The organism is Coprococcus sp. AF38-1 (assembly GCF_003603945.1).
Taxonomy (GTDB): Bacteria; Bacillota; Clostridia; order Lachnospirales; family Lachnospiraceae; genus Coprococcus; species Coprococcus aceti.
The window spans coordinates 272,739-293,775 of the sequence record NZ_QVGO01000003.1; the positions used below are offsets into that span (position 1 = coordinate 272,739).

Below are 21,037 nucleotides of genomic sequence, written 5' to 3' on the forward strand. Positions count from 1 at the left end.
TGCTGAGCAAATCTGTTAGAATAATCGGAATAAGTCGAACAGAATTATTCTATTCTCACATCAACCTTTTCGATATGGACATAAACCATTGGTAGAGTAACGATTATTTGGTTTCTCGGCTTTCGGGTGTTCTCAACGTAATAGCATACACTGTTTCCGCTTTTCCATCGGTTATGTTTCCACCGTATCGGAATAGTTCTGGCACTTTAATCGGGGCTGAACTCCTTATCAGTGATAACATAATTAAATTCATTTGTGCCGAAGATTTCTTTATCTAAATCTGTAATGGTAAATGTAGTTCCATCAAATTTCATATTTCCGCTGGTGCTATCAATGGTTGTATCGTTTTCCACAGTATTCAGATAAGCAATCCGGTCTCTGCCATGCAGTTCATAGGCTTGCCAACCATCCACCCCCTGAAAATAGGCTGTAACCTTGGCAAATGGTTCATCATTCTCCTTTTTGCAAACGAGATAACTGCTGCTATCCTCAGATACCCATGTAGCAGTCATTCCCCAAGGACCTTCCTTGCTGACATATTCTCCGAATTCATGATTGTTTGTCCAGGTAATTCCCAGGTAAGTCATAAATCCTACAACTACCAAGACAGCTACCAGAGCTACTGCAAGGATAACACCAATTACAGTCTTAGTTTTCTTTTTCATCTGAATCACTCCTTCTTAAATTTGTCTGTTAAGAAATTTTTGATTTAGCTTACGCTCACATTATATCAATATTCAAAAGGATAGTCAATTTAATCCGTCTAAGGGCGCACTTACTCACCACTCAAAAGTGGGCGGTGCTACTGCCTGCGGCAGTCGTGCGCTCTCCGAGGGGGGGACGGTTGCCTTCTTCGGCAGGTAGCACTATGCAGCCAAGAGGGGTTGACACCCCTCTGTTTTTACAAAGCCGTATTGCAATGCGAAATATCCCCTTGACAAATCGACTCCTGAGTGTGGCTGTTTGCAACGATTTGCTTGCCGAATATGATACAGAAAAGAATATTGTTCAGATGCTTTTTCAAGCCGGACTAGGAGAAACATTTATAGGAGTTCCGTATAAAAACGAACAAGAATTAAAAATAGGACTTTCTCGTGTAGAAAAATTTTTGATGGACCAGGCGATAGAAAGCGGTGTAAGAGAGGGTATTCTCGATGTTGTTAGTAGTGTATTTTCAGATGCATTACTTAGTGATACTGGAGAAAAATACAAACCAGATGTAACTAGATCCTTTTCCAATTTGCACTTCAAAATGAATTTACCTGTAATCAAAGAGTTTGCAGATAGGATAGAAGTAACCTCAAAATTTATATATACACATTCGGATACTGATGTGGAGACTATTCTCGAAAGATGTGTAATTACTGATAGATTTGGATCTGAGTTTACATCACACATGGATTACACATTGCTGAAACATGGAAAATCAAAGACGATGTCCACCACTATTCCAATGAATGATAAGAAGATATTTACTGCAAAGGCGGACATATCATTTGTATTTTTGTGCAGTAACCGTAAAAAAATAATTACTTCATATAAGATTAGTAGTTCTGGAACAACTGCATTAACTTCTGTCACTATTTATAATATGGGTGATTTGGAATATGAGAGAACTTCAGATTTAGTTCGATTACTTATGAAAGTTTCTGGAGAAGCTATAAGTCAGGAAATTGTAGATAGAGATAGTGTAATGGATCCAACGACAAATCCTGTAGTAGCACCAGTATATACATCATCAGATATTAGGGAATATTCAGATGGGTTGCATAAGGAGATTTTGTATTTAAAGCAGGGAAAGGGTAAGAGATACAAGATTGTTAATGGATCAAAACTGAATAAAAGCGATAATGGTGTTTATACGTATTCATTTGAAATGGAAACGGAGATACATTTGCCTGATGATGCACCGGTCGTTGTTGAATTAAGTGGAGGAGTCAGAGCTGTTGGAACTGTGCTGTCATGTGAAGACTTTCAGTTAATGCTTATGCTGGATAGAGATATAGGAGACCGTGTTGGTTCTGCCAGAATGATGGTTGAACCTTGGAAACTATTGGAAGCCTTGGATAAGCGGATGAATTCATTAAATCCTAATGTTAATAAATTGGCAATTAGGCTTATGGAGGAAGGCCCCAAGCTTACAAGCTCTAAAGATATAAACAAAGTTCCCAAAGGTCAAGAAGCAGCCATAAAAATGCTTCAACAAGAAGACATTGTGTCAATATGGGGACCGCCGGGAACAGGAAAAACTCATACGATGGCAGAAATTGCAAAAGATTATATATATCAGGGAAAATCGGTTTTGATAGTTTCACATAGCAATGTATCAGTTGATGGCGTTATAAAACAGATTATAAAGAACCCTGATGACAGGATGAAAGATTATTTAAAGCATGGGAAAATACTCAGATTTGGGTATGTCAGAGATAATGAGCTTGCAAAACATCCATATGCAACATCGTTTACTTACACATTAAGTATGTGTAATAGTTATGCCACTGAACTTGATAGATTATTGATACAAAGAGATGATTTTAGAGTAAGGAATAAAACTCACACAGATGAATATAACAAGCTGGAATTGAAGATAAAACAGCTTAGAAGCGATATAAGAAAGGAAGAGCGCAGATATGTTGATAAGGCGCAGCTGATAGGTACTACGATATCCAGAGCAACTGTGGATCCGATGTTTGAGCAAAGACAGTTTGACTTGGTGATGTTTGATGAGGTTTCAATGGCTTATGTTCCTCAGGTAATAGCTGCAGCTACTTTGGCCAGAGATAAATTCCTGTTTGTTGGAGATTTTAGACAGCTCGCACCTATATCCCAGAATCCGTCTGCAAAAATTTTGCAAGTTGATATATTCTCATATTTAAAGATAGTAGATGCAAATGGTGATATGTATTATCATCCATATACAACAGGTGGAATGATGAATAAAGCATTAACACAGGAACAAGCCAAGATAATAGATTTTATAAGAAAATATCCGGATTCAATAACGGATCGCAGAAGGTTTGCCGCCTTAATCGCAGATATAATACCAGATAACAAGCCGTTAAAAAATGCTATCATTTCGGCATACGAAGAAAATATTATAGAAGAAATACGTTGTGGGGATAATTATTTGCAGGTAATGTATAGATGTAGCCGCATATTGGAAAATAGTACAGGATTATCTCCAAATTATGTAAAACAGGCAGTGGAAATTTTGATTTGCCTATTTGGTAAAGAAGAATGGTTTAATGATAGCATAGATCAGAATACCGATGCATGCCAGGATTTTTCGATAGATTTAGAGAGTGTAAAGAAAAAGGTATGTCAAACTGGGATTATAGAGTACGTAGAATTAAAAGGGAAAATACATATACTTAATATTGTCTGCAGTAATAATAATCTGTCAAAAAGCATTGTTCTAATTCCTGAGCGAATTGACGGATGTGAAGTGGTTGGATTATTCCCAAATTCATTGAATAGTTTAAGGTATAATAAATGTAAGTATATGGTTGTACCTAACACAGTTGTTATGATTGGTGATATCAGGGATGGATTATATTCCTCATTTGATAAATCAAAGGGGAATAGTGGTCGGATAAAGATATATTGGTCAAAATATAATTATTCAAATTATGGAGATGATTATGAATTTTATAGTGCTTTGGCTGATAATATATCTGATGAGATAGCTATCAGAGAAATGACTTCCGAAATTGTAGATTATTTGAATTCAAATAAATTTATGCTTATAAATAATTATCAGAATAAGTTTGGTTATTGGTCATATCCCCAAAATGGTATGTGGATATATAAGGACTCACTTATGTTTTATTCTGGGGACAATGAAGTGATAAATGTAAATTGCTGCAAAAAGGTTTGTAGGGGAGCGATTGCACACAATGCGGTAAAAGAAATTGTGTTTGGAGCTACTGTAACTAGATTTGAAACAAAAATGATAACAGATTGTGGACAACTAGAAAAAATAACTTTTGAGGCAGATGTTAGGTGTAATTTTAGTGAATTGGCAATTTTAAATTGTAAAGAGCTTAAATGTGTAAATTGGCCAGATATTTTTGATTTTGAGCAAATATCAATATATGCAGAATGTCCGAAACTCGGAAATATGATCAGATATAACAGGTTGTTAACATACCAAAGTAATGAGAAAGTAATAATTGTGCCACCAGAGATAGAAGTAGTGAATAATAAAGCATTTTGTTCATGTAAAAAGGCTGAGATAGTAATAATTCCTTCAGGTGTCGAAAGGGTAGAGTATGAGGCGTTTGATGAGACATCTATTAGTCACGTAATTATTGAGGGACAATATACTCAATGGGATGCACACGCACAGTGTGATTCAGTTTTATATGTATTTTCGAAAAAGGATTCAAATGTCATGCATTCTGTTTCTCCATTCAAGAAATATCCTGGATTGTATATGAAAAATATATCTTGTATGGAACCTTATATATCGGATAAATATGACACAGTAGGGATATTATCAAAATGCCAGAATAGTTGTGACGGTAAAAGTGATGATGAAATGTTAGTTAAACCATATTCATGGGAAAAAGAAATTTATTATAAAAATTAGACATTATTTATGTAAGAAAGAAATTTTTCACAATCAATGAATGTATATGTATATAAAATACCATTTGGACACATGTGTCATGTGTGAATATTCTTGCTTTGTGTCATGTATTTGCTTAAACAACAATAGTAAGATCGAAATTGAAAGGAGGGCATAATAATGCAACAAGAAAAAATGGGATGCTTGCTTCGGGAATTGCGCAAAGAAAAAGGAATGACGCAAGAGCAATTGGCAGAACAGCTCGGTGTATCAAACCGATCCGTGTCACGCTGGGAAAATGGAATTAATATGCCTGATATTTCAATTTTAGTGGAAATATCAGAATTTTTTGAAGTAGGGATCCTGGAACTAATTGAAGGCGAAAGGAAACAGGAAGAAATGGATAGTAATGATTTAAAAAAAATAGCAAATTATTCTGATGAACAGAAACGTCATATTTTGAACAAAATAAATAAGAAGGATGTTGTTGGCTTAGTTTTTAGTTTTATTGCAGCATTTAGTGTATCAGCATATACGGAGTATAAATATAATATATTTTTATTGTTAACTTCGTTTGGAATAGCAACTGCTATAGCCATGCAATTTGCGAATATAGCATATACTACAGGTTTGTCTGATAAAGGGTGTCAATTTAGAAAGAGACATCCGTATATTCTTTATGCAGAGATTGTTTTGCTGATTATTCTGTTAATTTCATTGGCAATGGATATAATGAAATTTTTAGCCATTTAATTGTGTAGTGCTTGTATTATGTGAGTAATATGGGAGAGATTCCCATGATGGGGGACCTACACCCCCAAATACGGTCTCATACCATCCAGAAATGCTTCTGTCAGGAAAGCAGACATCTTGTCGCTGCTTTCCTGGCAGTTATCCACCGCAAACTTGTGCAGTATACCAACCACGCCGCCTATTGCGTATGCTACGGCGTATGAGTATTTCTCCTGGGCCAGGCCGGTCTTGCTGGATTTTTCCAGAATTGATCGCACGTATATGTGGAACATTGTCAGTGCCTTTTCCACGAAATCATAAGCCTCAGGTGTGGCAATGATGATCATGAGAAATTTATTTGCTTTCATGTATTCGCATAGAGACCTGAAGAACTGGTGGCAGATCTCAAGATTGCCTTCTGGTTTGAAGCTATTCATGATCTGAAATATTTCATCGACGATGCGGTCTTCCATGGCATTGATGAAAGCAGGCATGTCTTCGTAGTGGTTGTAAAATGTGCTTCTGGTCACACCTGTGAGTTTGGTTATCTCGGACACGCTTATTTTGTTCAGAGCCTTTTGACCTGCAAGTATCTTGAATGCATCTAGAAGGTCACTTTCAGTTCTATCATATCGGGGATCGGTTGAGTTGATCATGGCTGTCTCCTTTATCTGCTGCCTGGCTTGGTGCTGCAGTTTTGTCGCTATCTAATACAGCAATGTTACAACAATAATGCGTGTGAGTCTATTGTTATACGAGATTTCTTTTGATCTTTTTTGTCGAACTCTTTTCAAACGGCTCTTTTCTTATATCCAGTGCCGAGATCCTTTTGTATGTTGGCTGGTTTTTGTTGAAGGTATCAATAATTTTTTGCAATTTTTCAGAAGTCCTGGCTGCATCCATATGTTTCTTATCTACAAAATCCTGATCTGGATATATGTGAGCAGTGAGATGGTTGCCGTCGCCGGTAATGACTATTTCTGAAATAAGGGGCTCTATAGAAAGCTTTCCTTCCAGTTCCTCAGGGGATATGTTTTCACCATTTGCCAGGATGATGAGGTTCTTTTTCCTTCCGGTTATATACATGAAACCATCGGAGTCGAGATAACCAAGATCTCCGGTGCAGAGCCAGCCGTCTTGAAAAGCTTCTGCGGTCTCGTCTGGCATGTCGTAGTATCCGGACATGACGCTTGTGCCTTTTACCTGAATTTCCTCATCGACAAAACGAACAGCACAGTTGTCCAGGAGTTTGCCAACGGATCCGGGCCTGTTGTATCTGTGATTGTTGGAGCAAATTACAGGGGAGCATTCAGTCATGCCGTATCCCTGGAGTATGTCTATTCCGTATTTTTTGAATTCGGTAACATACATAGGATCCAGATATGCCCCTCCGCAGAATATATATTCCAGTTTACCGCCAAATGCTTCCTTGGCAACCAGCTTTTTAGGAAGGAGAGGGTTGACGTCTTTGAGTTTTTTGTAAATGGTTTCTACCATGAGAGGAACCATCAGCATGCCGACCGGCTGGAACCGTTTCATGTTTTTCAGCATGTGGAGCAACGAGTCATTGATGCAGATAGTGGCGCCCAGCGAAATGCCCTTCATCCATTCCATTGTCAGGCAGAATGCGTGATGTATAGGCAGAACGCTCAGAATAGTTACACCAGGTTCCAGATTTATATATACATTTTCAACATTTTGTGCGAGATTGAATTGAGACAGCATGACGCCTTTGCTTTTGCCTGTTGTTCCAGAGGTATACATAAGCGTACACATTTTATCCTTATCCTGATCGGCAAATGCAAAGTCATCCGGTATGGTAATTTCGCTGCGGAGCTGTTCAAATGACAAAATTGCTAATTGTGGATTTGAATCTGCACCCTCCAGATGCTCTATATCGACTTTCTTTTCCATGGTGAATACAACATTCATTCTAGGACAATCTGCTGTCAGTTCTGTTATCACATCCTTTCTGGATGCCCCGCAGAATAATGCAGTTGATCCTGATCTATTCAGAAGTTCATGTAATTCTGACGCTGACAGGTTGGCATCCAGCGGTACAGCAGTATTTCCCGTGAAAAGTATAGCCATGTAGGCGCAGATCCATTCATAAGAGCTGCTTCCCACCAGTGCAATATGTGTTCCGCAGAGGCCATTATTTCGCAAAATGACAGCAGTTTTGCGAATGTCATCCCACAGATCTCCGTAGCTCTTTTCGACAATCTCTCTGTGAGACAGATATTTAACAGCTATTACATCTCTATGTATCCGACAGTTATTTTCAACAATTTCCAGAATATTTTCTTCCATATATCATATCTCCATTTCTATTATGTGAGGCAAAATGGGACATACTCCGTCGTCCCAGATTTTTAATGTTAAACCGATGCAGAAGAGCTTGTCAGGTTGTCAAGGTACTTGATGGCGTCTTCTATAGTGTGAATATTGATGATCTCATCTTCATCGATTTCCACGTCAAATGTATCTTCAAGGTCGCCGAGAAAAGTCATGAAATCAAGGGAGCTAAAGCCCAAATCTTCTATGAATCGCATATCATTAGTGATCTCATCAGCTGGTGTATTGCAGTATTCGGCAACAATGTTCAAAAAAGTTATATTAGTATTCATATTAAAAATCTCCTTATTGAATTAATTAAAAGGGACAGGAACCTCCGTCCCCAAAATGGTCAGATGCATTCGATGATTTCGCCCACAGTCATTTCTGGCTCGGCAATGCCTTTGAAGATTATCTTCATAAGGTAGTAGTAGAACAGTTCAATGTCCTGTTCGGAGAGGCTTGCGGTCTGGTATCTGAAATAGAAATTCAGGCCCAGATCATTTGCACTGTGCATGACGGTGAGATAGATCTTTTGTTTTGATGTACCATTTGGAATCCACATGCTCCTTACGGAAATGTCTTCGAGATGCGGATTTTTAAGCCTGATAGGAAGAGGCTGGTAAGTAAGCCCCACGCTCTCATAAGTAGTGTGTGGAGGAGTGTGGAACATTTCTTTCATCTGGTCAGACAAAAGTTCCGGGTCATAATTGCAGTGTCGGTATACATGATTCTGAACATCCTGAATCATGAAAACTGCATCCAGAAATTCTGTGTCCGGATCAATGATGGTTCTGCAAGGGTATGCCATTGCGCGAGAGCCACCTGATACCCACTCGGCATGTGTGGAACGTCTTGAAACATAATTCCTTATGGAAATGTCGGTCTGTCCGCCATTTGCCTTGGAGAGATAAGTTCGTATTCCCATGAGAATGAGGTTGGTCATGGATATGTGATTGTTCATACAAAAATCCAGAAGATTCTGGGTTGGCTCAGCATCCAGATGATAGTTCTTTGTAGCGACAGACAGGTTGTTAATTTCCTGATCTGCAGCGCGGAGTGACTTGTCATTGTGAAGGCGTCTGCTTTCCTGAAGTATCCGTTGTCCCTGTATATCGGAGTAAATAGGTTCTCCATTTTCCTCCAGCACATTTTGCCAGTACATGCGGTCTTTTGAGACACGTTTTTCGTCTGTGCTTTTTTTAAGATCACGTTCGACCATGTCAGTGAAACTTGCCATGTCCTCAGGATAAGGCGTGCCAAATTTGTAATGACAGTACAGTTCCATGATGTCATTCACCATGATGATAGCTCCACATGAATCCATGAGTCTGTGATCGATCTTGATGTACAGCCCATTGTAGCCACCCGGAAGCGAGATCATTTTTATCACATTCATTGGAATATTGTCCCCGTCAAACGGAATTCTGGACCATTCTTCCATGCGGTGATAAGCGTCATCACCGGAAAGCCATGAAAGGTTTTCGTAATCAATATCTCTGTCATCGTGAGAAACAACATATTGCCGTACCTCTCCATTTGGGTCAACTTTTGTAAAACGGATTCGCAGGCATTCGTATCTCTCGTATTCCAGTTGTATGCATTTTTTCAGCAGACCAAAATCAAGCGGCGCCTGCAGAGTCATACAAATGCTTATATTTGCGACTTGCTGAGTGCCAAATTCAATAATTGGTTTGAAATGTATCTTTTGTGAAGGTGTTAATGGATAATATTTTCTTGGCATAATTTACTCCTCCTGATGTTCTGATACGCTGTGGGAAAAGTTATCATAAGAAAGATGAGGATTCAATATGCCGGATCCGCTAATGGACACTTTAGATGAAATTGACCGGAAATCGGGGACGTTCCTTCTGTCACCAAGAGTGTCCCCCTGTAACGAATAAGACAGAGGGACACTCTTGGTGACAGAAGGAACGTCCCTACATGTATTCAAAACAGGTGGTGATCTGGATAAAAAATAAAGTATATGATTGTTGAAACCTAAAATAAATGATAAACTATTCATAGCAGTTGATGTAATTGTGTAGTTTGTTAAGGTAGGGGTATCTCAACAATACTATATAAATACAAAAACTGCTATCTTTTTAAAAAAGTGGTGATTTTCACGTAACTGGGGCGAGCCGTCGCGCTAGCGACTTGGTACAATGCATTAAAATCAGAGCGATAAATTTGAATTCTCACTTGAGGTATTTTAAGAAATTTAATAACTGTTATATTTGGTTATAGAAATCTCGGCAAACCCTTGAAAATACTAAAATTTTCGTGGGTGTCCTCCCCGTCACATCTTGTATTGTGTTATATCGTTTTACCCTTGTTTATGAACCCTCATAAGGGAAAAAACAAGGGAAGGAATCAACTGCGAAAACATTGTTTTTGACCAGTTAGGTAGAAAAAATTACCACCTATTGATAAAGTATAGATAATAATCCTAATCCAGATATACTACAAAGCAAGAAAGGAGGAAAATCATGAAACTGAATATTAATATCGATGCGGAAGCTAAAGAACCTGAAATTATGATTACAACAGCACAGATGACGGAAGAAGTTAACAGAGTTGTTGATTTTGTAAGCAGATTAGATGATGCTCCAACAATTATTTCCGGTATCAGAGAGGATAAGGTCGAACTATTAGATCCGGATCACATAGTAAAGATTTACGCAGAAGACAGTAAAGTTTTTACCCAAACAGACAATGGTACGTATCAAATTAGATTGAGACTATATGAAGCGGAAGAAAGATTGGATAACAGTAAGTTTGTAAGGATATCAAATTCAGAAATTGTGAATCTTAAGAAGGTTAAAAGCCTTGATTTAAGCTTTGTAGGAACAATTTGTATGGAATTATCGAATGGGACTGTAAGTTATGTTTCCAGAAGATATGTTTCAAAGATCAAAAAAGTATTAGGATTATGAGGTGACTAAAAATGAAAAAAGAATTATTTTCTAGAATATTTGTTGGATTATTGGGTGGAATTGTAATTAGTTATTTGATTACAATTGGAATTTCACTTGCAATCGGTGATGGTAGTTACTATTCATGTGTTCCGAGTTTGATTGAACGATTTGGCAATGAGGTAACAGCGATTATCATACAGACTGTTTTAAGTGCCGTTCTTGGAGCAGGATTTGCAGGAGCATCTGTTATCTGGGAAATAGATAAGTGGAGTTTATTAAAACAAACAAGCATTTATTTTGGAATTGTATCTGTACTTATGATGACAGTTGCATATATTTGCGAATGGATGGAGCATTCTGTTAAAGGTGTATTAAGCTATTTTGCTATTTTTGTTGCAATATTTGTTGTAGTTTGGATAGTACAATATTTGATTTGGAAGATACGTATTTATAAGATAAAAGAAGGCATTCAAAAGAATAATTAGTCGAAATACACAGAGTACAAATCGAAGATTTGTGCGGTGGGTGTATTTCGCTCTACGAGGCTGAAAAATGATTTGTGCTAAATATAAAAAGATTATGAATTTTTAGAAATTCATTGACAAAAGAATGGCATTTGGTTCAATAATATTGAAGGAGGGTCCTGCCGATAAGTGGACGTTCAAAAAGCGTTAGGGTCGCTACGGTGACACTACATTCAAGGACTATGGAAACATAGTCCTTGAAATATTTTAAAGAAGAAATGAATGATTCAAGCACCATTAGAAGTATATCGTATTGATATGAAATACATCAGAAACTTACATAATATAGATGACAGAGTTTTATCGGTATCTCCTCAGATTGGTAAGGACGAGCGACCTTTTCTTGGAGTGCTTGTTATTTGTAATGAACATAAGTATTGTGTTCCCTTATCTAAGCCAAAGGAAAAGCATGAAAAAATGAGGGATAAAATTGATTTCAAAAAGATTGTATGAATTGTAATTTTCCGCATTGAATATTAAGAGACTTGTTGGTGTATGTCTTTTGCTGTTTTATTATATTCTTTCAAAAAATGAAAGCTAATCTTTGAATAAATATCTTTTGAATTTAAGTGACGCTTGACACATTTTCCCCGTCTATTAGAGTGAAAGGCCTTAATACAAAGGAGGAGGAGAAGCCTATGGATGATAAGCAGATATTAGATTTATATTGGGAGCGCTCCGAAGCTGCTATATCCGAAACTTCAAAAAAATACGGAAAGTATTGCAGATACATAGCCTTTAATATTCTTCACAATGACGAAGACAGCGAGGAATGTGTAAATGATACTTATTTAAGAGCTTGGAACAGCATACCGCCTAACCGTCCATCTGTCCTAAAAACTTTTTTAGGGAAGATTACTCGCAACTTATCTTTGGACAGGTACGAACTGCTCAATGCAAAGAAACGTAATGGCGGGCAAATGCCATTGATTCTTGATGAAATACAAGAGTGCATACCATCGTTGGATAGTACAGAAAACATTGTTGAAGAAATTGCTCTAACGGATATTCTCAACCGCTTTCTTTCTTCCCTGTCATTAGAACAGCGAAAAATCTTTATGAGAAGATATTGGTACTTATCGCCCATTAAAGAAATTGCAACGGAATATGATATGAGCGAGAGCAAAATCAAGATGTCATTATTTCGTTCAAGGAACGAACTTAAAAAATTGTTAGAGAAAGAAGGTATCTCTGTATGAAAGAAAAGAAACTTTTAAGGGCATTGGGAAATGTCGATAATCAGTATATTAAGGAGGCTGAACCTATGAAAAAAACAAGTAAAATAACTAATCGGCAAAAATGGGTGTCTGTTGCTGCTTGCTTCGTACTCGTTGCTGTGATTGGAGTGGGAGTTTTTCAAAGCAATCTGTTTGGTACAAAAAACGATATTGCCACGCTGGATGGTGGAGAAACAATTACTTTTGTTAAAAATGACTTATCACAATCTTCAATTAACTTAAATGTAACAACAAGGCCCTTGAGCGATGCTGAGATTGAAATGCTTTTTGCAGACTTGCCTGTTACCGCAGATGCTTACTTTGATGCTGACAATCATAATATTCTGGGTCTTGAGGGAAAAATTGGTGATACAAGAATGGTAGTATCTAAACAGGGTGTAAATCTATTAGATACTATCATTGATGGAAATACAATCACTTCAAGTGTAGACGGCGTTGATATCAATGCAGGATATTTCGTAACAAAGTCAAATAGTCAAGGTATCAAAACCGTAATATATTATGCAACCTTTGATATGGGAGAGAACACTATTTATGTAGAGTATTCTGGCGTTGAAAATGAAAGTGAAACTGTAAAAAACAACTTGGTAGACACAATTTTGAAGTTGATTGAGAACGGTGCATTTGATTTGAGTCAAATCCAAGAATAATCAGGGACGTTCCTTCTGTCACCAAGAGTGTCCCCCTGTAACGAATAAGACAGAGGGACACTCTTGGTGACAGAAGGAACGTCCCTACAGCCGCGCCATATCTGCTGGTGTGTCAATGTCCATCAATTCAGTTTTGTTGGTGACGGGTAGCTGCATTACCTGAGATTCGTGACTGTGGACAACGACATTCCCGCCTTTTCCCTGTGGGAGAGACATAAGCTCATCAAAATATTCTTTTGGAAATATCACAGGTGATCCTGGAGTTTTGTCATAACACGTTCTCCATATATATGATGTCTCATTTTTTGCACATAATAATAGTGATGCTATAGATTCCGTCTTTATGAGTGGCTGATCGGAAGGAATAAAAGCACAGCGGTCAATATAGGAACCAATTGTATCCAGACCAAGACGGATCATATCATTCCGATATGGTGAGGAGTGAAGGATTACCGGTATACTATATTCTGTGCAAAGCTTTTCAATATCCTGGTGTATGGTGACAACGAGTCGCCTGGAAAACAAATCTTTTGTTATATCAAGTATCCACTTTATGAGCGGCTGTCCGTGATATTCAGCCATGAGCTTATTGCTGCCAAAGCGTTTTCCCTGCCCTGAAGCCATGATGATACATCCGGAATTGCCAAATGGTCTGTCAAGGTCAACAAGGAACACATCCTTATGGCTGCACAGCCGGTTCAGAAATGAGAGATCCTGTTTTCGAACAACCATAATGATCCGCTTTTTATTCATGAGCCTTTCGAAAGCTTTTTGATAATCGTATGATGTGTTTTCAAGATATCCAATTTCGTCTACAGTAATCCATGGTGCTGTTGTGTCTGCTAGGCTTTCTAAAAATGCAATACATGTGCTGTTAAAGGCATCTTTAATGGGTTGCATGAGGTTCTCGCAACCTGTGGCATCAGAGCAGAATTTGCCGATACGTACAACTTCACCGCTAGAGTTATTTTTCATGTACACGCCTTCTTTTGGGACGGCCCATGATGTAATTCCGGGCATTTGTCTGTCGAAAAGTGAAGAGAGAAGTGTTGATTTGCCACTTTTCCTGTCACCGGTAATAACGATATGTTTCTTTTTGCTAGTCAGAAAAGATCTCCATATACAATTTGCTTCCGGCCTGAATACAGGCTTCTCTATATTGTTCATATTTTTTCAGCCATTCCTTTCCCTCTGGTGTTATCGTGCTCCCCCCACCTGACCTGCCACCTGCTTGGCGGCTTGTAAGTGAAAATCCCAGCGCCTCTTCAGCGTTTTTTATCATGCGGAATGCTTTGCTGTAGGCAAGCCCCATTGACTGGGATGCGGAGCGGAGAGAACCGGTTTTTTCTATAGCCAAAAGAAGGCGGTATGGACCTTCACCAAAGAATTTCTCATCATTATCATCAAAAAATGTTATTTTAATAGCAGCTCTCAATGCATATCATCCTCCTTCATCATGACAAGCTGGCGCTTTCCCTGACGGTTGCGAAGTTCTCTGATACTGATTGTACCATAAACTTTGGACAGAAGCATTTCCATTTCCTCAATGGGTGTTTTATCAGGATATATTTCACCGATCAGTTTGGATTCAGATAAAACCAGAAGAGTGTTGCAGTAATTTAATGCAAGTGATGAATCGTGAAGCGTTACCAGAGACACCGCGAGGTTTTGTTCAACATAGCTGCACAGAAGGTTCATGATCTGGTAACGCAGCCTGAAGTCCAGTGCACTTTCCGGTTCGTCCAGGAGTAAAAGCTTCCGTTTTGCCACAAATGTACGTGCCAGCAGGGCAAGCTGTTTTTGACCCTCACTCAATGTCTGAAAATTATCGTTTATCCGTGAATCAAGTCCGACCATTGCAAGAACTTTATAAGCCTTTTCTTTCATGGCCTCAGTATGGGGTTGAAGAAGCTTAAGCTCTGGGTTAAATCCCATCATGACAACATCTAAGAGAGATATGTCTATGGATATGCCGCTTTTTTGAGGGATATATCCACATAGCTGTGCTAGTTTTTTGTGAGGCATATGTTCCAGCTGGAGATTATCTAACTCGCAGCAGCCACTATGCGGAATCAAATTGGCGATTGCTTTGATAAGGGTTGTTTTGCCACAGCCATTCTCGCCAAGTATACCAACAATTGTACCTTCTTCTGCAGAAAAGCTGATATTATTTATCACATTTTGCACATCTGTGGTGCTGGTGCGGCTGCTGTGGTGGTAGCCGGCTGACAGATTGCGTATGTTTAATATACTCATTTTACAGGTTTCCTCCTTATGCATAGATAGATAAGAAATGGTGCTCCTATGATACTTGTGAATATACTGACCGGTAGTTCTGTGGAACATACACTGCGGGCAAGTATATCACCGAAAGTGAGAAGGCATCCACCTATAAGACCACTTAGAAGCATAGTTGATAAGCGGTTATTTTTGAGCAGCATTCTGGCTCCGTGCGGAGCAAGCAGAGAGATAAAGCTGATAAGTCCCGTCATGCTGATCACACTTGAAGTTGCCAGGGTTGCGATCAAAAGAACCAGCATTCGTATCTGGTTAACATTCACACCAAGCATTTTGCCCTCTGCGTCATCAAGGGAGAGCATTATGATCTGCCTGTACAATAGGAACATTATCAGCAGGCAGACAGCGCACAGTATTACATTTGAACCAATGGAATATATACTTATGCCATTAAGGCTTCCCATGATCCAGTATTCAATTGATGATAATTGTTTTTCAGGGTCGGCAGTCAGCTTCAGACATACAAGAGCGGTCTGGGCAAGACTGTGTACTGCTATGCCTGCCAGTACTATGCTTTTTCCATCACGCTCATATGTCAGCGATGACAGAAGCAGAACCAGTATCACACAGCATATGGCTCCGGCAAAAGCAGATATGGTTACAGACATTGTCCCGGACAAAAACAGAATGCCAAATGCGGCACCGGCGCTTGCACCTGAGGATACACCTATGATGTCTGGAGAAGCCAATGGGTTCTTAAAGACAGTCTGATATACAAATCCTGCTATGCCGAGAACAAATCCCCCTATACAGCCGATGATTCCGCGGCTTGCGCGAAGCGTGAGAAATACACGCCACTGCATGTCATCACCTTGCAGCAATCCATTAAGTGTAAGAGGATATTTTCCGACAAAAAAAGAAAATATACTGAGAGCTGCCAGAATGACAGCTCCCAGTATAATAGTTATTGTTGCTTTGTTTTTATTTTTACGTTTGTTATTAGTTGTTGATTCCATAGAATGTTTCATAATAATTTGTCATTTCAGTTGTATATGTGTCAGCTGATACCTGATCAGGATGAAGGATCCCTGCAAGCCATACAGATGCCAGAATTCCTGCAGGTACCGGGCTATCCAATGCTTCCACGTCTCCAGGAATAGCATATACGTGGCTGTTTTTTACAGCAGTGCATTCTGCAAGGTTTGGATCGTTCATTACGTCATCTACTGTATATTCGGCATCCGATGCGATTATTATATAAGAAGGATCCCATGCAAGAAGCTGCTCATAGCTTATCTCGGCCCAGTAGGTGTCTGTGATAGAATCAGCTGCATTTTTTCCACCGGCAAGCTCTATGATGCTTGACTGATACATAGAAGGACCGGCAGTAGACAAGAATGATGAGTTGCCGGCAAGGTATACACTTTCAGGTTCTACGCCAGACAGAGCTGAAGTAAGCATATCCTTCTGAGAATCTATATATGCGAGCAGCTTTGCAGCCTCTGAGTTGGTGTTAGTTGCCGTAGCTATGGTGTTGATCATTTCTGTCAGAAGATCCTGACTTTCAGGATTGACGAGCAGTACTGTTATACCGAGGTCTGTCAGGCTCTGGGCTGCATCCTTCAGCTTCATTGGCAGAATAACCAGATCAGGTGAAAGAGCAGCACATGTCTCAAGGTTGAATTCTTTGGCAGTTCCAACATTCGGCAGCTCAGTCAGTTCTGGTGCAGCAAGCTTATAAATAGGGCGCTTGTCTGCTTTTGCTTCAATACCGACAACCTTATCCTTGAGACCAAGAGCGATCAGAAGGCTTGAAGAAATATAGTAGCCGCTCACGATAGAAGATGGCTCTTTTTCAATTGTAACTTCACGGCCGGCCTGGTCAGTAACTGTTACAGGGTAGACAGTCTGTTCAGCATTTGCTTCAGTGGAAGACTCTTCAGAAGATAATTCTTCAGATACTTCTTCACTGGAAGCTGATTCGGATACTGAAGCAGCTGTGGTGCTTTCCGTAGTACTCTGTGTTGTCGTAGCACTGTCTGTACCACAGGCTGTAAGTACTGCCAGCATAGTACAGATAAGGATGATAGATAGTTGCTTTTTAAAAGTTGTTTTCATGAATTCAATGTTCCTTTCGTTATTCTTGAAATAATACAACGGTATTGTAACAAAGCATCTTTTCAAAGACAAGCTGTTTTAATATAATATATTTTGAAAAATTGTGTTTATATGTTAAAAGGAGCTTTTATGGTAACAATACAGAATTATGTACGCGCACAAAGTATTGATGAGGCATATGAACTGAATCAGAAAAAGGGAAGCTGTATTATCGGAGGAATGCTCTGGACAAAAATGCAGGATCGCCTGATACAGACAGCCATAGATATGTGTGATCTGGGACTTGATAAGATTGAAGAAAAAGAAGACGAATTCATTATTGGTGCAATGACATCACTCCGTCAGATAGAGCTGCATGACGGATTAAACAAATATACACATGGTGCAGTATGCGAAGCGGTGAAGGATATTGTGGGAGTTCAGTTCCGAAATCTCGCAACGATTGGCGGAAGCATATGGGGACGTTTCGGGTTTTCAGACATTCTGACAGTTTTTTTAGCTATGGATGCATTTGTAGAGCTTTATCATGGTGGTATGATTCCTCTCAGGGAATTTGTTGGCATGAAACAGGACAGGGACGTGATTGTACATCTGATCATCAGGAAAACTCCCGGAGTTTTTGCTTATGCATCAGTCCGCAATCAGAGAACAGATTTTCCTGTCATTGCATGTTCGGCATCATGCGTGGATGGAGAATACCGTTTGGCTGTGGGAGCAAGGCCTGGAAGGGCGATGCTTGTTCTGGATGAAGAAGGCTTGCTCACAGGGGGACTTTCTGATGATACAGAGAAAGCATTTGCCAGTTGGGTTTCTGACAAGATCCCGGTTGGAAGCAATCATCGTGCTGGCGCAGAATACAGAAGCCGTCTGATACGTGTGCTTGGACAGAGATTATTGAAAAAGATTGAGGAGGAGCAGCAGTGGAAATAAAAGTTAAATTAAATGGGAAATTCGTCTCGGGAAATATAGCTCCTGATATGCTCCTTATAGATTTTCTGCGTGATCATGGCTGTTATAGTGTGAAACGCGGCTGTGAGACGTCAAATTGTGGTCTGTGTACAGTGCTTATGGATCAGACTCCTGTCCTTTCCTGTTCGATGCTTGCTGCCAGGGCAGATGGACACGAGGTGCAGACCCTTGAGGGCCTTCAGGATGAGGCAGCAGAATTTGCCGGGTTCATTGCTGATCAGGGTGCTGATCAATGTGGTTTCTGCAACCCGGGTTTTGTGATGAATACAATAGCTCTTCTCAGAGAAAATCCTGATCCATCGGATGATGAGATCAGGGCATATCTTGCCGGAAATTTGTGCAGATGTTCCGGATATGAGGGACAACTGAGAGGAATCCGAAATTACTTAGACAGTAGAATTTCTGCAGATGACAGACGGTAAAGGGGTGAACTCATGGAACATAAAAAATATAATGTAGTTAATAAATCCGTTAGAAAAAAAGATTCTATGCAGTTACTTCTTGGCAAACCGGTATATGTGGATGATATCACTCCCGGTGATGCACTTGTTGTGAAACTGCTTCGCAGTCCACATGCGAATGCTATTGTGGAGGATATAAATGTCTCCATAGCAAAAAAAATACCTGGAATAGTAGATATTTACACATGGCAGGATGTGCCAAATAGCCGGTTTGCAATAGCAGGACAGACATATCCTGAGCCGTCACCGTATGACAGACTCATTATGGACCGCCATGTGAGGTGTGTGGGCGATGTGGTTGCAATCATAGCAGCTGAGGATGAAAAGTCAGCAATTAAGGCTATGAAACTCATAAAGGTTAAATATAAAATCTTGGAGCCTGTTCTGGATTTCCACAAGGCAAAGGATAATGAAATATTGGTTCATCCTGAGGACGACTGGTTTCCGCCAGTTCAGGTAGGAGGCGATCCGAAACGCAACCTGATAGCAAGCGATGTAGGCGGTGATGGCGATGTTGATGCTGTTATAGCTGACTGCGATGAGGTGCTGGAGAACAGATATCATATGAGAGCCTTTAACCAAGCTATGATGGAGACTTTTCGAACGTATACACACCTTGACCGTTATGGAAGGCTTCATGTAATTTCTTCTACACAGATCGTGTTTCATGTACGTCGTATTCTGTCAAGAGCGCTTGGCATTCCAAAGAGCAGGATCAGAGTGGAAAAACCACGTATAGGAGGCGGATTTGGAGCAAAGCAGACAGCGGTAAGTGAGGTGTATCCTGCATTTGTGACCATGAAGACCGGGCGTGCGGCTAAGATAATATTTACGAGACAGGAAAGTCAGATCGCAGGTTCACCGCGCCATGAGATGGAGGTGAGAGTCCGTCTGGGAGCAGACCGCGATGGACATATAAGAGGACTTGATCTGTATACTCTGTCCAACACTGGAGCGTATGGGGAGCATGGACCTACAACAGTCGGACTTAGCGGGCATAAGTCCATCCCGTTATATACAGGAGGCCTTGAGGCATATAGGTTTGGATATGATGTTGTATATACGAACACTATGGCGGCTGGTGCATACAGAGGATATGGGGCTACACAGGGAATCTTTGCGCTTGAGTCTGCGGTGAATGAACTTGCGGAGAAACTGGGGATAGATCCGACCGTGATCCGTGAGCAGAATATGCTGCGCGAGGGAATGAAGATGCCTGCGTATTATGGCGAGACGGCAAATGCGTGTGCTCTTGACAGATGTATGGCCAGATGCAAGGAGATATTTAACTGGGATGATAAATACCCTGTCAGGAACATGGGAAACGGAAAAGTCAGGGCTGCAGGAGTAGCAATGGCCATGCAGGGTTCTTGTATATCGAATGTGGATGTAGGATCTGCAACGGTCAAGCTTGCGGATGATGGTACATTTAACCTGATAATCGGTGCTGCAGATATGGGAACCGGATGTGATACTATCCTTGCACAGATGGTTGCGGAGTGTATGGATTGCTCGGTTGATGACGTGGCGGTATTTGGAGCAGACACAGATGCTTCACCATATGATTCCGGCTCGTATGCTTCATCCACTACGTATGTAACAGGAAAGGCTGTGGAGCTTGCCTGTGATAAATTGAAGAAGAAGCTGTGCGCAATTGCAGCAGGAATGCTTGGATGTGAACAGGATGAAATGTATTTCGAAAATGGCAGGGCATATCGGACAGGAACAGATCAAAGCGTTTCTTTGGCTGATATAAGTGTTAAGGATCAGGTCGCAAATGATATTGCCGCTGTAGCTACAGTCTCTCATTCGTCTCCGGTTTCGCCTCCTCCATATATGGTCGGAATGGTTGAGATAGAACTTGACAGATATACAGGAGAAGTGAAGATACTGGATTATGCTGCAGTCGTGGATTGTGGCATAGCCATAAACCCGGCACTGGCACGTGTTCAGGCTGAGGGAGGCATAGTCCAGGGAATAGGACACACTCTGTTTGAGAACATCACCTACAATGCGAAGGGATGCCCGATAGAGTCGAGTTTCATGCAATACAAGATACCAACCCGTCTTGATATGGGGCATTTGAGAGTGGAATTTGAAAACAGCTATGAGCCTACAGGTCCTTTTGGAGCCAAATCGATAGGAGAAATAGTTATCAACACTCCGGCACCTGCTATTGCACATGCCATATATAGGGCGACAGGTGTATGGCACAGAGAACTGCCGATCACACCGGAGAAGATTCTTATGTCCATGCCGGAAGAGTAATTGGAGATAACATAAGC

20 protein-coding genes are annotated in these 21,037 nt (G+C 40.1%); 10 read left to right on the forward strand and 10 right to left on the reverse strand.

Features of this window, described 5'->3' with window-relative positions; genetic code table 11:
• Positions 1-206 precede the first annotated feature (206 nt).
• Positions 207-665: a hypothetical protein gene (locus DW025_RS05710; RefSeq protein WP_117483095.1), complete on the reverse strand. Its 459-nt coding sequence runs from the start codon at positions 663-665 to the stop codon at positions 207-209.
• 203 nt (positions 666-868) lie between these two features.
• Between DW025_RS05710 and DW025_RS05715 the strand changes: the two genes are divergently transcribed.
• A complete protein-coding gene (locus tag DW025_RS05715; protein WP_119999139.1) occupies positions 869-4,591 on the forward strand; it encodes an AAA domain-containing protein in 3,723 nt (1,240 codons plus the stop codon).
• Between the two features lie 159 nt (positions 4,592-4,750).
• A complete protein-coding gene (locus tag DW025_RS05720) occupies positions 4,751-5,323 on the forward strand; it encodes a helix-turn-helix domain-containing protein (RefSeq protein ID WP_119999141.1) in 573 nt (190 codons plus the stop codon).
• Between the two features lie 56 nt (positions 5,324-5,379).
• Here the strand turns inward: DW025_RS05720 and DW025_RS05725 are convergent, their stop codons facing one another.
• From DW025_RS05725 to DW025_RS05740, 4 genes are all read right to left on the reverse strand, one after another.
• Complete coding sequence (locus tag DW025_RS05725) at positions 5,380-5,958, reverse strand: TetR/AcrR family transcriptional regulator (RefSeq protein WP_119999142.1); 579 nt, start codon at positions 5,956-5,958, stop codon at positions 5,380-5,382.
• 94 nt (positions 5,959-6,052) lie between these two features.
• Positions 6,053-7,612 (reverse strand): AMP-binding protein, encoded by a 1,560-nt coding sequence (locus tag DW025_RS05730; RefSeq protein WP_119999143.1) that lies wholly within the window; start codon positions 7,610-7,612, stop codon positions 6,053-6,055.
• Between the two features lie 68 nt (positions 7,613-7,680).
• Complete coding sequence (locus DW025_RS05735; protein WP_015534183.1) at positions 7,681-7,929, reverse strand: acyl carrier protein; 249 nt, start codon at positions 7,927-7,929, stop codon at positions 7,681-7,683.
• 59 nt (positions 7,930-7,988) lie between these two features.
• Complete coding sequence (locus DW025_RS05740; RefSeq protein WP_119999145.1) at positions 7,989-9,380, reverse strand: condensation domain-containing protein; 1,392 nt, start codon at positions 9,378-9,380, stop codon at positions 7,989-7,991.
• Positions 9,381-10,125: 745 nt separating this feature from the next.
• Here DW025_RS05740 and DW025_RS05745 point away from each other — a divergent pair.
• The 5 genes from DW025_RS05745 (at position 10,126) to DW025_RS05765 (ending at position 12,966) form a co-directional block, all read left to right on the forward strand.
• On the forward strand, positions 10,126-10,572 hold the full coding sequence (locus tag DW025_RS05745; RefSeq protein ID WP_004853256.1) for a LytTR family DNA-binding domain-containing protein: 447 nt from the start codon (positions 10,126-10,128) through the stop codon (positions 10,570-10,572).
• 11 nt (positions 10,573-10,583) lie between these two features.
• Positions 10,584-11,039 carry a DUF3021 domain-containing protein gene (locus tag DW025_RS05750; protein WP_004853253.1) on the forward strand — a complete coding sequence of 152 codons (456 nt, stop codon included), beginning with the start codon at positions 10,584-10,586 and terminating at the stop codon, positions 11,037-11,039.
• 261 nt (positions 11,040-11,300) lie between these two features.
• On the forward strand, positions 11,301-11,531 hold the full coding sequence (locus tag DW025_RS05755) for a type III toxin-antitoxin system ToxN/AbiQ family toxin (RefSeq protein ID WP_015534180.1): 231 nt from the start codon (positions 11,301-11,303) through the stop codon (positions 11,529-11,531).
• Between the two features lie 185 nt (positions 11,532-11,716).
• On the forward strand, positions 11,717-12,277 hold the full coding sequence (locus DW025_RS05760; RefSeq protein WP_044998344.1) for an RNA polymerase sigma factor: 561 nt from the start codon (positions 11,717-11,719) through the stop codon (positions 12,275-12,277).
• Positions 12,274-12,966, forward strand: coding sequence for a hypothetical protein (locus tag DW025_RS05765; RefSeq protein ID WP_004853247.1), 693 nt, complete (start codon positions 12,274-12,276; stop codon positions 12,964-12,966). Before DW025_RS05760 ends, DW025_RS05765 begins: the two co-directional genes overlap by 4 nt.
• 84 nt (positions 12,967-13,050) lie before the next feature.
• On the opposite strand, the gene DW025_RS05770 is transcribed toward DW025_RS05765, so the two are convergent.
• Genes DW025_RS05770 through DW025_RS05790 form a run of 5 tightly spaced genes read right to left on the reverse strand, consistent with a single transcriptional unit; the run spans position 13,051 to position 17,322 of the window.
• The gene (locus DW025_RS05770) at positions 13,051-14,133 is read right to left on the reverse strand and encodes an NTP transferase domain-containing protein (protein ID WP_242992594.1); all 1,083 of its coding nucleotides are present in this window, start codon (positions 14,131-14,133) and stop codon (positions 13,051-13,053) included.
• Complete coding sequence (locus DW025_RS05775; protein WP_022216050.1) at positions 14,066-14,401, reverse strand: winged helix-turn-helix domain-containing protein; 336 nt, start codon at positions 14,399-14,401, stop codon at positions 14,066-14,068. The genes DW025_RS05770 and DW025_RS05775 overlap by 68 nt, the downstream gene beginning before the upstream one ends.
• Positions 14,398-15,222: an ABC transporter ATP-binding protein gene (locus DW025_RS05780; RefSeq protein WP_118757652.1), complete on the reverse strand. Its 825-nt coding sequence runs from the start codon at positions 15,220-15,222 to the stop codon at positions 14,398-14,400. The genes DW025_RS05775 and DW025_RS05780 overlap by 4 nt, the downstream gene beginning before the upstream one ends.
• Positions 15,219-16,220 (reverse strand): FecCD family ABC transporter permease, encoded by a 1,002-nt coding sequence (locus DW025_RS05785; protein WP_119999147.1) that lies wholly within the window; start codon positions 16,218-16,220, stop codon positions 15,219-15,221. The genes DW025_RS05780 and DW025_RS05785 overlap by 4 nt, the downstream gene beginning before the upstream one ends.
• The gene (locus tag DW025_RS05790; protein WP_119999149.1) at positions 16,204-17,322 is read right to left on the reverse strand and encodes an ABC transporter substrate-binding protein; all 1,119 of its coding nucleotides are present in this window, start codon (positions 17,320-17,322) and stop codon (positions 16,204-16,206) included. The genes DW025_RS05785 and DW025_RS05790 overlap by 17 nt, the downstream gene beginning before the upstream one ends.
• Before the next feature lie 129 nt (positions 17,323-17,451).
• Between DW025_RS05790 and DW025_RS05795 the strand changes: the two genes are divergently transcribed.
• The 3 genes from DW025_RS05795 to DW025_RS05805 are packed head-to-tail and all read left to right on the forward strand — an operon-like array spanning position 17,452 to position 21,020.
• Complete coding sequence (locus DW025_RS05795; RefSeq protein ID WP_165852745.1) at positions 17,452-18,252, forward strand: FAD binding domain-containing protein; 801 nt, start codon at positions 17,452-17,454, stop codon at positions 18,250-18,252.
• Positions 18,243-18,713 (forward strand): (2Fe-2S)-binding protein, encoded by a 471-nt coding sequence (locus tag DW025_RS05800; protein ID WP_117548803.1) that lies wholly within the window; start codon positions 18,243-18,245, stop codon positions 18,711-18,713. Before DW025_RS05795 ends, DW025_RS05800 begins: the two co-directional genes overlap by 10 nt.
• Positions 18,714-18,725: 12 nt before the next feature.
• Positions 18,726-21,020, forward strand: a complete 2,295-nt coding sequence (locus DW025_RS05805; protein ID WP_117548804.1) for a xanthine dehydrogenase family protein molybdopterin-binding subunit — start codon at positions 18,726-18,728, stop codon at positions 21,018-21,020.
• Positions 21,021-21,037 lie beyond the last annotated feature (17 nt).